Source organism: Streptomyces sp. NRRL F-5135 (assembly GCF_000719775.1).
GTDB lineage: Bacteria > Actinomycetota > Actinomycetes > Streptomycetales > Streptomycetaceae > Streptomyces > Streptomyces hebeiensis.
In genome coordinates, this window is record NZ_JOHR01000001.1 from 370,361 (window position 1) to 383,367 (window position 13,007).

General features: G+C 72.8%; 9 protein-coding genes. 4 read left to right on the forward strand and 5 right to left on the reverse strand.

What is annotated here, in order from left to right; translation table 11 throughout:
• Positions 1-180 precede the first annotated feature (180 nt).
• The 4 genes from IG02_RS0101700 to IG02_RS0101715 are packed head-to-tail and all read right to left on the reverse strand — an operon-like array spanning position 181 to position 6,441.
• The gene (locus IG02_RS0101700) at positions 181-1,071 is read right to left on the reverse strand and encodes a carbohydrate ABC transporter permease (RefSeq protein ID WP_234314566.1); all 891 of its coding nucleotides are present in this window, start codon (positions 1,069-1,071) and stop codon (positions 181-183) included.
• Positions 1,068-2,063, reverse strand: a complete 996-nt coding sequence (locus IG02_RS0101705) for a carbohydrate ABC transporter permease (protein ID WP_037801800.1) — start codon at positions 2,061-2,063, stop codon at positions 1,068-1,070. Before IG02_RS0101705 ends, IG02_RS0101700 begins: the two co-directional genes overlap by 4 nt.
• Positions 2,060-3,412, reverse strand: a complete 1,353-nt coding sequence (locus IG02_RS0101710; protein ID WP_078854094.1) for an extracellular solute-binding protein — start codon at positions 3,410-3,412, stop codon at positions 2,060-2,062. The genes IG02_RS0101705 and IG02_RS0101710 overlap by 4 nt, the downstream gene beginning before the upstream one ends.
• Positions 3,409-6,441 (reverse strand): alpha-L-rhamnosidase, encoded by a 3,033-nt coding sequence (locus IG02_RS0101715; protein ID WP_158712221.1) that lies wholly within the window; start codon positions 6,439-6,441, stop codon positions 3,409-3,411. The genes IG02_RS0101710 and IG02_RS0101715 overlap by 4 nt, the downstream gene beginning before the upstream one ends.
• 381 nt (positions 6,442-6,822) lie before the next feature.
• Here IG02_RS0101715 and IG02_RS0101720 point away from each other — a divergent pair, with 381 nt between their 5' ends.
• The gene (locus IG02_RS0101720) at positions 6,823-8,427 is read left to right on the forward strand and encodes an alkaline phosphatase D family protein (protein WP_030740723.1); all 1,605 of its coding nucleotides are present in this window, start codon (positions 6,823-6,825) and stop codon (positions 8,425-8,427) included.
• A 448-nt stretch (positions 8,428-8,875) separates the two neighbouring features.
• Complete coding sequence (locus tag IG02_RS0101725) at positions 8,876-9,823, forward strand: TauD/TfdA dioxygenase family protein (protein ID WP_030740727.1); 948 nt, start codon at positions 8,876-8,878, stop codon at positions 9,821-9,823.
• A gap of 61 nt (positions 9,824-9,884) precedes the next feature.
• Here the strand turns inward: IG02_RS0101725 and IG02_RS0101730 are convergent, their stop codons facing one another.
• Positions 9,885-10,352, reverse strand: a complete 468-nt coding sequence (locus IG02_RS0101730; RefSeq protein ID WP_030740729.1) for an SPW repeat protein — start codon at positions 10,350-10,352, stop codon at positions 9,885-9,887.
• 158 nt (positions 10,353-10,510) lie between these two features.
• Between IG02_RS0101730 and IG02_RS0101735 the strand changes: the two genes are divergently transcribed.
• Both IG02_RS0101735 and IG02_RS0101740 read left to right on the forward strand, forming a co-directional pair.
• A complete protein-coding gene (locus IG02_RS0101735) occupies positions 10,511-12,511 on the forward strand; it encodes an FUSC family protein (RefSeq protein WP_063756707.1) in 2,001 nt (666 codons plus the stop codon).
• Positions 12,484-12,990 carry a MarR family winged helix-turn-helix transcriptional regulator gene (locus IG02_RS0101740; protein ID WP_030740735.1) on the forward strand — a complete coding sequence of 169 codons (507 nt, stop codon included), beginning with the start codon at positions 12,484-12,486 and terminating at the stop codon, positions 12,988-12,990. The genes IG02_RS0101735 and IG02_RS0101740 overlap by 28 nt, the downstream gene beginning before the upstream one ends.
• The last annotated feature ends 17 nt before the right edge of the window (positions 12,991-13,007 follow it).

Sequence of the window (13,007 nt, forward strand, 5' to 3'; positions counted from 1 at the left end):
GCTGACCGGCTCGACATGTCCTGCTGGATGTCGCCCCGTTCCGGCGACCCCGGTGGGTGAGTCAATTGGCGCACACACCGCACGGGCAGCGACAGGGGTCGTTCCGCGGAACAACCCTTTCGAGTGATGGGGGCCGAGCACACTCCGCGGAGAACCGGCGCGGAGCACCGGCACGGAGAATCAGCCCTTGAGGCCGCCGGCGAATCCCTTGATCACGTAGCGCTGGAGCAGGAGGAACACCAGCAGCACGGGCAGCGCCGCGAGCACCAGTCCGGCGAACACCAGGCCGTAGTCGGAGACGTACTGGCCCACGAAGGAGAAGATCCCCACCGGGACGGTCTCCTTGTCGGAGCCGCCGAGGTAGAGCAGGGGGGTGAAGAAGTCGTTCCAGATGAACACGGCGTTCAGGATGATCACGGTCCCGGTGATCGGCCGCAGCAGGGGGAAGACGACCCGGGTGAACGCCTGGCGGTGGTCGCATCCGTCGATCAGCGCGGCCTGGGCGTAGTCCTGGGGCAGCGCGCGGATGAAGCCGGTGTAGAGGAAGACGGTGAAGGGCAGTTGGATGCCCGTGTAGAACAGGACCATGCCCTGGTACGTGCCGAGCCAGCCGAGGCTGTCGACCAGCTTGTACAGCGGAATCATGCCGAGCTGGAACGGCAGGACGATCCCCAGCAGGAACAGGACGTAGAGACCGTAGCCGAGCCCGCGGGCCCGGCGCGCCAGGTAGTAGGCGCCGGTGGAGCCGAGGACGATCAGCAGCAGCAGGCTGGCGACCGTGATGACCGTGCTGTTGACCAGCGCGGGTCCCAGGGACGCGGAGGACCAGGCGTCGCCGAAGTTCGCCAGGGTGGGCGGCGCGGGCGGGGCCAGCGGCGACTCGGCGATCTGCCGCGGATCCTTCATGGCCATGCTGACCAGGGCGTAGACCGGGAAGAGGAAGGCCACCGCGGCGGCGGCCATGACCAGTTCGAGGAGGTAGCGGCCGGACCTGGGCAGGCGCCGGCGGCGGCCGGCACCGCGCGCCGACGGCTCGGAGGCACCGGGACGGACGGGGGTGGCGGCGCTCACGCGGTGACCTCCCGGGCGCGCAGGTAACGGAGCTGGACCAGGGACACCGCGGCGACGAACAGCGCGAGGACGAGGGCGACAGCGGTGCTGTAGCCGAACTTGCCGTACACGAAGGCTTCCTTGTACAGGACGGTCGACAGGGTCTCGCTGGCGGTGCCGGGCCCGCCGTTGGTCGCGGCGTAGACCTGGTCGAAGAGCTTGAGGCCGCCGATGGTCGACAGCATCAGGTTGATGGTCAGCGCGGGAGCCAGCAGCGGCCAGGTCACGTAGCGGAAGCGCTGCCACGCCCCGGCGCCGTCGATGGTGGCGGCCTCGTGCAGTTCGGCCGGCACGCCCTGCAGCCCGGCGAGGAAGATGACCATCGAATAGCCCGCGTACTGCCAGATCACCATGGCCGCGACGGACCACAGTGCGAGCGAGGGGTCGCCGAGCCAGTCCTGGCGCAGACCGCCGAGGCCGAGGGCGCCGAGGACGCCGTTGAGCCCGGCGCCGCCCTCGGGGTTGTACACGTACTTCCACAGGAACGCGACCATCACCGGGCTGACCACGGCGGGGGCGAAGAAAATCACTCGCAGCAGGGCCCGGGAGCGGATGTTCGCGTGCACGCCGAGCGCGAGCAGCAGGCCGATGCCGTTCTGGACGACGACCACGGCGACGGTGAGCAGCAGGGTGTTGCCGACGGACTCCAGGGCCCGCCGGTCGTCCAGCAGCGTACGGAAGTTGTCCACGCCGACGAAGGAGAACGAGCCGACGCCGGACCAGTCGGTGAACGCGTAGACGACCCCCGCGACGCTGGGGTAGAGGACGACGACGGCGTACACGGCGAGCGCGGGGACGACGAAGATCCAGGGCGGGACGGCCGGGTCGGTCCGGAACGGGGACCACCGGGCGCGTCCGCCCCCGCCCGGCCCGCCGGGGCCCTTGGCGGACGCGGACCCGGGCGGGGTGGCGCGGGGGGCGCCGGAGGTGGCCGTGCGGGGGGCGGAGTTCACGCTTTCTTCCTGTAGGCCGCGTCCATCTGCGCCAGCGCGCCCTTGACGTCCTTCTTCCCGGCCAGCAGGTCCTGTACGGCGGCGAAGTGCGCGGGCTGGACCTCGGCGTTGGGCCAGCGCTGGTCCATGAAGGGGACGGCCCGGCCGGCGTCGATGACGGGCAGGAACGGGTCGAGGACGGGGTCGAGCCGGGTGGCGGCGCCGCGTTTGAACGGGATCGCGGAGACGGCCTTCGCCCAGCGGTCGATGTTCTCCTGCCGGCCGAGGAATTCCACGAACGCCTTCGCCCTGTCCGGGTTCTTGGCGTGCGCGGCGACGCCCAGGCCGACGACGATGCCCGCCGGGATCCACTGCTTCTTCGCGTCGTCGCCCGCGGGGAAGGGGAACATGCCCAGGTCGTCGGGGGTCCTGGTGGCCTGGCGGAAGGTGGACAGGACGGCGGACACCTGGACGGCCATGGCGGCCTTCCCGCCGGCGACGAGGGAGGTCTGCTGCTCGAACGTGGTGCCGTTGGGGTTGTCGTTGAAGAAGCCCTTGCGCTGGAGTTCCTTGTATTTGCCCAGTGCGTCGGCCCAGCCGGAGTCCACGAACGTGGCGCGTCCGGCGGTCATCCGGTCGTCGAAGTCCGGCTCCCGCGCGTAGACGGCGTCGGGCACCAGGGCGTAGCTGATCAGCTGGGTGACCCAAGGGGTCTGGGCGCCGAGCGCGATCGGCACGATGCCCGCGGCCTTGAGCGTGCCGCAGACGTCGAGGAGTTCGGCCCAGGTGCCGGGCGGTTCGACACCGGCCCTGGCGAACGCCTTCTTGTTGTAGATGGCGCCGATGACGCTGCTGCCCGCCGAGTACAGATAGGTCTTGCCGTCCCTGCGGTACGCCGCGTCGAAGGAGGCAGGGATGCCCTTGGTCCAGGGCTGGGCGCTCAGGTCGGTGAGGAGTGAGGCCTTGGCGAGTTCGGCCATGGACATCGCGCTGCCGCTGCCGGGGTACAGCACGTGCACGTCGGGCGCGTTGCCCCCGGCGAGCTGGGTGCGGACGACGGTCTGCACCTGGTCGGTGGGTGCGAAGGAGGTGCTGAACCGGTCGTCGGGGTGGTCCGCGCGGTAGGCGGCGATGAGTTCTTCGAGGGGCTTCTGCTGGTCGGCGACGCCGACGACGCGTACCTGCCCCGTGCCGCCGCCCGACCCGGAGCACGCGGTGAGGGCGGCGGGGAGCGCGGCGGCGGCCGCGGCGGTGCCCCCGATCCGCAGCAGTCCGCGACGGCTGACGGTCGCGCGGCCGGGCGGGACGGGCAGGCCGGCCCCCGGCCCGTCGGTCCTCGCGTGACTGAACCTGGGGAAACCCGTGGTCATGGTGGATCCTCCTCGGGGGAGCCGACGAACGAAGGTGCCGCCGTACGGGATGTGCGCAGGCTCGTGGTGCGCGGCGGACGGGACGGGGCCGTCGGCGGCCGGGGTGCCGGGGCCGGCGCGTACGTCGCGGTGAAGCGGTAGACCCCGGAGGCCACGCGGTAGGCGGCGTGTCCGGGGGTGGCCGCGAGGGGCGTGAGGTGCGGGACGTCCTCGGGGACCAGACCGGATTCCCGGACCGTGCGGGGGTCGGTGGTGGGTACGTGGACCTCCGCGTCGGCTCCGGGTGGCACCCGCACCCGGAGCGTCAGGGCGTCGCCGTGGCGTTCCCAGCGGACGGCGACGGTGCCGCGCACGGATTCGTAGCGGGCGCTCGCGTGCGCGAGGTCGCCGGGCCGGGGTCTGATGAGCAGGTGGCGGTAGCCGGTGGAGTCCGGGCGCTGGTCGAGGCCGGCGACGCCGCGGTAAAGCCACTCCCCGATCGAGCCCAGCGCGTAGTGGTTGAAGGAGTTCATCGACGGGGCGCGGAACCCGGTGTCGGGTGTCCAGCCGTCCCAGCGTTCCCAGATGGTGGTGGCGCCGTGCCGCAGCGGGAACAGCCAGGAGGGCGGGTCCGTGCGACGCAGGAGGGCGTGCGCGAGGTCGGCGCGGCCGTGGTCGTCGAGGACGGGCGCCGCGAGCGCGACGCCGAGAAAGCCGGTGGTGAGCGCGGGCCCGGCCGCCTCGACCAGTTCGGCGAGCCGGCGGGCGGCGGCGTCCCTGCGGTCCTCGGGCAGCAGGCCGAAGGCGAGCGCGAGGAGGTAGCCGGTCTGCGTGTCACCCTCGACGCGCACCTCCCGCCCGCCGCCCGGGCGTCCGTCGTCGGTGACGAAGCGCTCGGTGACGAAGTGCTGGGTGAAGGCGGTCCGGACGGCGGCCGCCAGCCGGTGGTACGCACGGGCGGTACCGGTGTGGCCGAGTACGTCGGCGGCGCGCGCGGTGAGGTGGGCGCTGTGCGCGAAGTAGGCGGTGGCGACGACCTCGCGCGGGGTCGGTGTGCCGGGGGCGAGCCAGTCGGAGAAGTGCGGTCCCACCCGGTGGCGCCAGACGAGGCCGGGGTTGTGACGGTGGATCAGGTCGACCCATGCGCGCATGCCTGGCAGCGCCCTGGCGAGGAAGCGGGGGTCGTCGTAGGTGCGGTGGAGATGCCACGGGATGATCACCCCGGCGTCCCCCCAGCCGGGGGCTCCCTCGTCGGCGACGCCGACGAGGCGCGGGGCGACGTTGCCGAATCCGCCGTCGGGGGTGCGGGCGTCGGCCACGTCGCGCAGCCACTTGGTGAAGAACGCGGCGACATCGGCGTTGAGGGCGGCCGTGGGCAGGAAGACCTGGGCGTCGGCGAGCCAGCCGAGCCGTTCGTCGCGCTGCGGGCAGTCCGTGGGGACGCTGACGAAGTTGGAGCGCTGTCCCCACTCGACGCAGGCGTGCAGTCGCCGGATGTCGGGGTCGGAGCAGTCGAAGGAGCCGGCCCACGGGGTGTCGCTGTGCAGGGCGACGGCGACGATGTCGCGCTCGGACAGGGCGGGGACGCCGCTGATCTCCGCGTAGCGGAACCCGTGGTAGGTGAAGCGCGGTGCGAGGACGGCCTCGGCGCGGCCGTCGCCGATCAGGGTGTCGGTGGCGGCGGCCGTCCGCAGGTTCGCCGTGTAGAGCCGGCCGGCCGGATCGAGCACCTCGGCGTGGCGTACGACGACCCGCGCTCCGTGGGCGAGTCCGCGCACCCGCAGCCGTACCCGCCCAGCGAGGTTCTGTCCGAAGTCCACGATGTGCACGCCGTCGCCGACGCGGGTGATGGCGCGCGGGCGGATCTCGGCGGTGGCGCGCACGGGCTCGTCCACGGACGCCTCGAGGAGGTGGTGGTCGGTGCCCGTGACGAGGGCGGGCGTCCAGTGGGAGTCGTCGAATCCGGGCAGCCGCCAGCCGTCGGCGGTGTGGCGCAGATCGTGGCACTCGCCCATGAGGAGGTCGGCGTGTCTGATCGTTTCCGTGTGCGTGCGCCAGGTGTCGTCGGTGACGACGGTGGTGGTGGCGCCGTCCGCGCCGGTGAGGCGCAGTTCGGCCAGGAGTTGGGGGGAGGTGCCGTAGTGGGCGCCCGCGCGGCGCGGCTCGAAGCCGACGAAGCCGCTCCACCAGCCGTCGGCGAGGGTCGCGGCGAGGACGTTCTCGCCGTCGCGCAGCAGGCCGGTCACGTCGTAGGTCTGGTACTGGACGCGGTGGGTGTAGTCGGTCCAGCCGGGTGCGAGTTCCGCGTCGCCGACCCGGGTGCCGTTGAGGGTGACCTCGTACAGACCGCGCGCCGTCACGTACAGCCGGGCGCGTACGACGGGCTCGTCGCCGCCTCCGGAGCCTTCCGCGGCGGCCGGGGCGGTGCGGGCGGTGAAGGAGCGGCGCAGCACGGGGCAGGGGGCGAGGCCGTGGTCGTCCAGGGCGCGCTCGCCCTCGGTCGGCGCGTCCATCACGGCGGCGGGGCCGGGGCGGTGGCCGATCCAGGAAGCCCGCCAGGAGTCCTCGGCGCTGCCGGGCGGGTCGGTGGCCGGGGACAGTCCGGTCTCGAACCATGACGTCGCGTGGGCGGGCGGGGCCGGATCCTCCCCCGCCGCCGTACGCGGCCAGACGTCGACGCGCCAGTGGTAGCGCGTACGGGGCAGGAGCGGGGAGCCGGCGTAGACGGCGCCGATCGCGGCCGGGTCGCTCACGCGCCCGGTGTCCCACACGAGCGCGGAGTCGCCGGTCAGGTCGTCGGGGCGTTCCGCGACCCGGACGCGGTGGGCGGCGGGGTCGTCGCCCCGGTGGTCGGCGGCGAGGCGCCAGGACAGCAGCGGCGCGCGTTCGTCGATGCCCAGCGGCGTGACGCGGTGGTCGCAGCGCAGGGCGTAGGGCCGCGGGGACCGCGCGGACGCGCCTGTCGCCGTGTCGCCCGGATTCCCCTGCTCTCCCTCGGCGGGTGCGACGGATCGGTGGTCGGGCACATCCGCTGCCGGGGGACCGGACACAGGCACGTCCTCCTTCTCGCCGACCAGGGCGCTCACACCGTCGCTGAGCCGTCGTCAGCCTCGTGCGTGAAGACGGGTGTTCTGAGTGTGAAATCCAACGTGAATTCTGTGGCGTGGAGACTATGAGCCGTTCGCGAGGAGTGTCAAGAGTGTTACCGAGGTGGTCATTCGTCGGCCTCGTGGCGTCACCTGTCTGCTCATACAAGAGCCATACAGTCGCCCCGACAAGGCTTTGTCACCCGGTGGCAGGGGCTCTTGTGGCACCTGACTCTTCGTGATATTCCACCGTGTGATTACCACATGAACGGACGTTAAATCACGCGGTGGCCTCCTCCGGGCCCGGAGGGGTCCCGCACGACGAACGGACCTGCATTCATGAGCATGAACAGTGGTAATGACGGCGGCAGACGGCTGGGAAGACGCGCGGTGCTCGGCGCCTCGGGAACGGTCGCCCTGGCCCTCGCCGCCGGCGGACTGACGGCCTCCAGAGCCGGAGCCGTGCAGCGCTTCACCGACGACCCCTTCACGCTGGGCGTGGCGTCCGGCGACCCCTGGCCGGACGGCGTCGTCCTCTGGACGCGCCTCGCACCGCACCCCCTCTCCCCCGACGGCACCGGCGGCATGCCGACCGCACCGGTCCCCGTCGGCTGGGAAGTCGCCACCGACGAGCGCTTCCGGCGCGTCGTGCGCCGGGGCACCACCCGGGCGGTGGCCGAACTCGCCCACTCGGTCCACGTCGAGGTCTCCGGACTCCACCCCGGACGGCAGTACTACTACCGCTTCCGCGCCGGCGGCGTGATCAGCCCCGTCGGCCGCACCCGCACGGCACCCGCGGCGCACAGCAAGCCCTCGTCCCTCAACTTCGGCTTCGTCTCGTGCCAGGCGTGGTTCGAGGGCTTCTACACCGCGTACCGCCATCTCGCGCAGGAGGACGTCGACCTCGTCCTGCATCTGGGCGACTACATCTACGAGAACCCGATCGACGCGATGGGCGGCGTGCGCAAGGTACCCGTGGCGGCGGAGCTGCGTCCCGAGCCGATGAACCTCACGCAGTACCGCAACCGGCACGCCCTCCACCGCTTCGACCAGGACCTCATCGCCGCCCACCAGGCCCACCCGTTCGCCGTCGTCTGGGACGACCACGAGGTGGAGGACAACTGGGCGCGGGACCACTCCAAGCTCGACAACGAGCCCGACCAGGACCCCCTCGTCTTCCGGGAGCGCGCCGCGGCCGGGTTCCAGGCGTACTACGAGCACCTGCCGCTGCGGCTGCCGAACAAGCCGAGGGGCTTCAACGCCCGGATGTACCGCCGGCTGCGCTACGGCCGGATGGCCAGCTTCCACATCCTCGACACCCGGCTCTTCCGCGACGACCAGCCCTGCGGCGACGGTACGAAGGCCGGCTGCGAGGAACGGCTGGAGCCGCAGCGCACGATCCTCGGCGCGGAGCAGGAGCGGTGGCTCTACAAGGGCCTCGGGCGCTCGGACGCCACCTGGAACCTGATCCCCCAGCAGATCCCCGTGACCCAGGTCGACACCGACACCGGCCCGGGACAGTCGTTCGTCATGGACTTCTGGGACGGCTACACGGCCTCCCGCGAACGGCTGTTCAAGGAGATCGTCGACCGGGACGTCAGCAACCCGGTGGTCCTGACCGGCGACATGCACCGCCACCTCGCCGCCAACCTCAAGCGGGACTTCGACGACCCCGACTCGGCGACCATCGGCGTCGAGTTCGTCGGCACCTCGATCTCCACCAAGATGGACGGCATGGACCTCGACCCGTCCGGGGCGAGCCTGCTCGCCGCCAACGACCACATCAAGTTCACCAACTACCAGCGCGGTTACGTGCGCTGCTCCCTCACCCCGCAGACCTGCCGCGCCGACTTCCGGGTGCTGCCGTACGTCACGACCCCGGGCGCGCCCGTCTCGACGCGCACCTCGTACGTGACGGAGGCGGGACGACCCGGTCTGCAGCAGGCCTGACCGGGCGGCCGGTGCGCCCCGTCCACGCGGGGCGGGCCGGCCGTGACGAGGGGACCGGGAAACCGGTCTTCGGCGTCGTCACCGCGCCCGGGCGGTCTCGCCATCCGGGCAGGGGGCGCGCGCACCGGCGCTTTTCGGGTACGGTGCGCGCCATGGGTCCGTACTCGAACCGCCGCACAGAGGAGCCGCGCCACAGCGGCGCCCGCGGCGCGTGCGTGCCTCGTGGCGTGAGCGCTCTGCGCCGCCGCGGCCGGGTGGGTTCTCCCCCGGCACCTTCCTGTCGCTGACCAGCGCCGCCGCTGACGTGGCGAGGAGTCCTCCCGACCGGTTCCGCATCCCGGCGCTCGGCCCCTCCCGCGCTTCCCGCAGGCGGCCCCCAGGGTGGTTCCCCTCCAGGTCGCCGGGCGAACCACCGCTCCCCGCCGGTTCGTACCCTGAGGAGATCCTCGTGACCATCGCCGCCGAACCCACCACCGTCGCCGCTCAGGCGCCCGTCCTGCGAGAGCACCGCATCCCCGCCGACGGCCTGTACGAGGGCCCCCGGGAGCTGCGCCGGGTGCCCGAGGGCTGGGAGGAACGGCCGTACGAGCGATTCGAGGTGGTCCCGCAGGGGCGGCTCATCGGTGCGGAGATCCGTGGCCTGGATCTGTCCGGGCCGCTCGACCCCGCCGTGCGCGAGGAACTGAACCGCGCCCTGCTGGAGTGGAAGGTGCTCTTCTTCCGGGGGCAGCACCTGTCCTCCGACGCCCAGCGCGCCTTCGCCGGCAACTGGGGCGAACTGGAGACGAATCCACTGCTGACCAGCGGCGACTCACCGGATGTGGTCCGATTCGACCGTACGGTGGTACCGACGTTCGAAAATGTCTGGCACACCGACGTCACGTTCCGGGAGCGGCCGGCGCTGGGTGCCGTTCTGCAACTGCGCGAGGTGCCGCCGGTCGGTGGCGACACCATGTGGGCCGACATGGCCGCCGCGTACGACAATCTGGCGCCCGAGGTGAAGGACCGTATCGACGGCGCCCGCGCGGTCCACGACTTCCTCCCGGGCTTCGCCCGGTTCATGGACGCGGCCCGGCTGGCCGAGTTCCAGGAGCGGTTCCCGCCGGTCGAACACCCGGTGGTGCGGCGTCACCCGGAGACGGGCCGGCGGATGCTGTTCGTGAACACCTCGTTCACCACCCGGATCGTGGGAATCGGACGCGAGGAGAGCGACCGGCTGCTGCGGCTGCTGTTCCAGCAGGCGCACGTGCCCGAGTTCCAGGTGCGGTTCCGCTGGCAGGCGGGGGACATCGCGTTCTGGGACAACCGAGCGACCCAGCACTACGCGGTGAACGACTACGCGCCGCACCGCCGGGTGGCGGAGCGCGTGGCCATCGCGGGCGACCGGCCGTTCTGAGCGGCCGGACCCGGCTCCAGGGGAGGCGGGCCCGCGACGCCGTGGGCCCGCCTCCGCCCGGTCACATCCGCCCGGCCATCCCCTCCCTGCGGTCCTTCCGGCCGCTTCTCATCGCCGCCGCCGCACACACCAGACCGAGCAGACAGGTCAGTCCGCCGATGACGGCGTTGTTGACGATCACTCCCGCGTCGGGGCTGGTGCCGACGATCCACGGAGCGATGATCAGCCAGATGCCCATAGCGCACATGGCCCAGCTCAGCCCGTACATCCGGGAGGGATTGGCGGTGAAGCCGAGGGCCATGACGACGATCGCGACGCCCATGATCAGGTTGTGCACCGCGAGGGCCGGCTGATTGAGGGTGAAGTGGAGGATCCAGGGCGACACCGCACAGTACAGGCCGACGAGGAACACCGGCCCGTCCACGAGTGCCACGTCGCGTCCTCCGAGCACACGGGCGTAGCGCACCCGCATCTCCTGGACATCGGGATGACCGGACAGGTCCCCCCTCGAGTGTGAGACGTCGGCCATGCGACTCGCCTCCTTACATCTCCGCAAGTCTGAGCCGTGCTGCGCGGCATCGAGCCACGCCAAGACCAGTTTGCGCGCTTTACCCGTTTTTGTGTAGCCGAGCCGAGGGAGGATTCCGCTATGTCTTTTACTTGTAAAACACATGCTAACGTTCATGTATGGGCAAGCACAGCGGAAGCGCCGTTCGAGCGCGCACGGAGGCGGCCGGCGCGTCGGCGGGGGCCGCCCGGCCGGTACGGACGCGGCCGCTCCCCGTCCGGAGCACCGTTCGGCTACGGCGGCCCGTCGACATCTGGCGCAAGACCGCCCTGAGCGCGGCGGCGGCACTGGCCGTGCCCGACCTGACCCTGCTGGCCCTCGGGCGGCTGGACCTGATCCTGTACACCTCGGCCGGCGCGATGTGCGCCCTGTACGCGCACGGCCTGCCCTACGCGGCCCGCGCCCGGACGCTGGCGGGGGTGGTCCTGGGAATGACCGTGAGCCTCGGCGCCGCGCTCACGGCGGGTTCGCTCATCGGCTCGCCCGCCCTGCTCGTCCCGCTCGCCGCGCTGCTGGCGGCCATCCACAAGATGGCGTGCGACGCGACCCGGATCGGCCCGCCGGGGAATCTGATCCTCACCTTCATCGCGTCCTCGGCGTTCTTCGTGCCGCAGCGCACGGCGGACGTGCCGTTCCATGTCGCGCTCGCCCTCGGCGGCGGGGCGGTCGCGTGGCTGATCTGCATGGCGCCCGGTCTGGTCCGGCCGCACGACCCCGAACGCACGGCGGTCGCCCGGGCGTTGGAGGCGGCGGCCGCGCTGTGGCGGGCGCGGGCGCCGCGGCCCCCGGGGGCCGGGGACGACGAAGCGGGTGTGCCCGCGGCGCGCCGGGCGGTGGCCGCGGCGGTGAGCGCCGCCTGGCACACACTGCGCCTGGTGCCGGACCCCGGGCACGCGCCGGACGCCGCCGGGCCCGCCCCTCGGGCGGACGGCGCCGGCTCCCGGACACCGCCCGGCCCGGTCCGCACCGGGCTCGAACGGCTCCTCGTGCACGCGGAGTCGTCGCTCACCGCGCCGGGGCCGGGCCCGTTCGCGGTACCGGGGACGTACCGTACCCCTGGGCCCGCCGGGGAAGCGGACCGGTGCGCGGAACTGGCCCGTGCGCTCCGGGGCGGCGGGCCGCTGCCGGTCGTCGGCCTCACGGCCGCCGAGGACCGCGAACTCGCCGGGATCGCCGCCGAGCGGAACACACCGGCGCCCGGCGCCGGGGCGGACAGCGCCCCGGACCGTCGCACCGCCCTCCTCCGGCGGTCGCGCCGCCCCGCGCCGGGCGGACAGCGGGGGCCGCGGGCCGTCCTGGCCCGGCTGCGTCCCGGCTCACCACTGCTGCCGGCCGGTGCCCGTGTCGCGGCCGGCTGCGCGCTGGCGGGCTGGGTGTCCCTGGCCGCCGGGGTCGGGCACCCCTACTGGGCCGTGGTCACCGCCGCCTCCGTCTACCAGGCCAACACCACGCTCTCCTGGCAGCGGGCCGTCCAGCGCACCCTCGGCAACGTCCTCGGCCTGGGCCTGTTCTTCGCGCTGCTGCCGCTGATCCGCACCGGCCACCTGGCCATGGTGCTGCTCGCGCTGGCCCTCCAGATCGGGGCGGAGGCGCTCATCACCCGCAACTACTGGCTGGGATCGGTGTGCGTCACCCCCATGGCGCTGCTGCTGACGGAGTTCGGCGGCGCGCTCCCGGCCCGTACCCTGATCTCCGACCGGCTGATCGACACGCTCGTGGGCGCGGCGGCGGGTCTGGCGTGCTGTGTGGTGGTCACCAACCGGCGAGCCGCGGACCGGATCGAGGACGCGCTGGCACGGGTGGCGGCGGCGGAACACGCCGCGCGACGCGCGCTCGACGAGGAGCCGGACGGTACGGGCGCGGCCCGGGCCCGGCTGGCGTCGGCCCTGACCGAGCTGCGGGAGGCCTTGGATGTGGCCTCGGGCGAGTGGTGGCAACGCGCCCTGCCGACGGAGCGGGTGACCGAGGCCGAGCGTTCCGGGCACCACGCCCTGGCTCTCCTCGTCCGGCACTCCACGGCCGCACCGGCCCCCGTGTGCCCGCCGATGACCGCGGCGGGCAGAATCGGCCGGACCGACGAAGGAGGGCAGGCGTGGCCGAGGACATCGTCGCCGGGGTGATCCGGCAGTGGCAGCGGGTGCTGCCCGAGCTGGACACGGCGCCCATGGCGCTGATCGGGCGGCTCAACCGCTGTTCCGCCCTGCTCCAGCAGGCCGCAGACGCCCCGCTGCGCCGCGCGGGACTGACCCGCCCCGAGTTCGACATCCTGGGCACGCTGCGCAGGACGGACCGGGAGCTGACGCCGGGTCGGATCGCCCGCGAGACGTTCGCGTCCGGGGCGGCCGTGACCAAGCGGCTGCGGCAGTTGGAGAGCCGGGGGCTGATCGCGCGGCGGCCGGACGGCCGCGACCGGCGGGTGTCCCATCTGTCCCTGACCGACGAGGGAGTGGCGCTGCTCGACCGGCTGCTGCCTGAGCAGTTGGGTTACGAGGCGGCGCTGCTGGAGGGGCTCGGCGCCCGGAACGAGGAGCGGCTCGCGGAGTCCCTGGGCGAGTTGCTGGTCCTGCTGGAAGGACGTCTGGGCAGCCTGCTGGACTGAGCCGGTGTCCGGGCGTG

Bases quoted from the DNA above. Each gene is read 5' to 3' on its own strand.
- IG02_RS0101710 (WP_078854094.1), bottom strand. From the start codon at position 3,412: ATGACCACGGGTTTCCCCAGGTTCAGTCACGCGAGGACCGACGGGCCG.
- IG02_RS0101730 (WP_030740729.1), bottom strand. From the start codon at position 10,352: ATGGCCGACGTCTCACACTCGAGGGGGGACCTGTCCGGTCATCCCGAT.
- IG02_RS0101720 (WP_030740723.1), top strand. From the start codon at position 6,823: ATGAACAGTGGTAATGACGGCGGCAGACGGCTGGGAAGACGCGCGGTG.
- IG02_RS0101735 (WP_063756707.1), top strand. From the start codon at position 10,511: ATGGGCAAGCACAGCGGAAGCGCCGTTCGAGCGCGCACGGAGGCGGCC.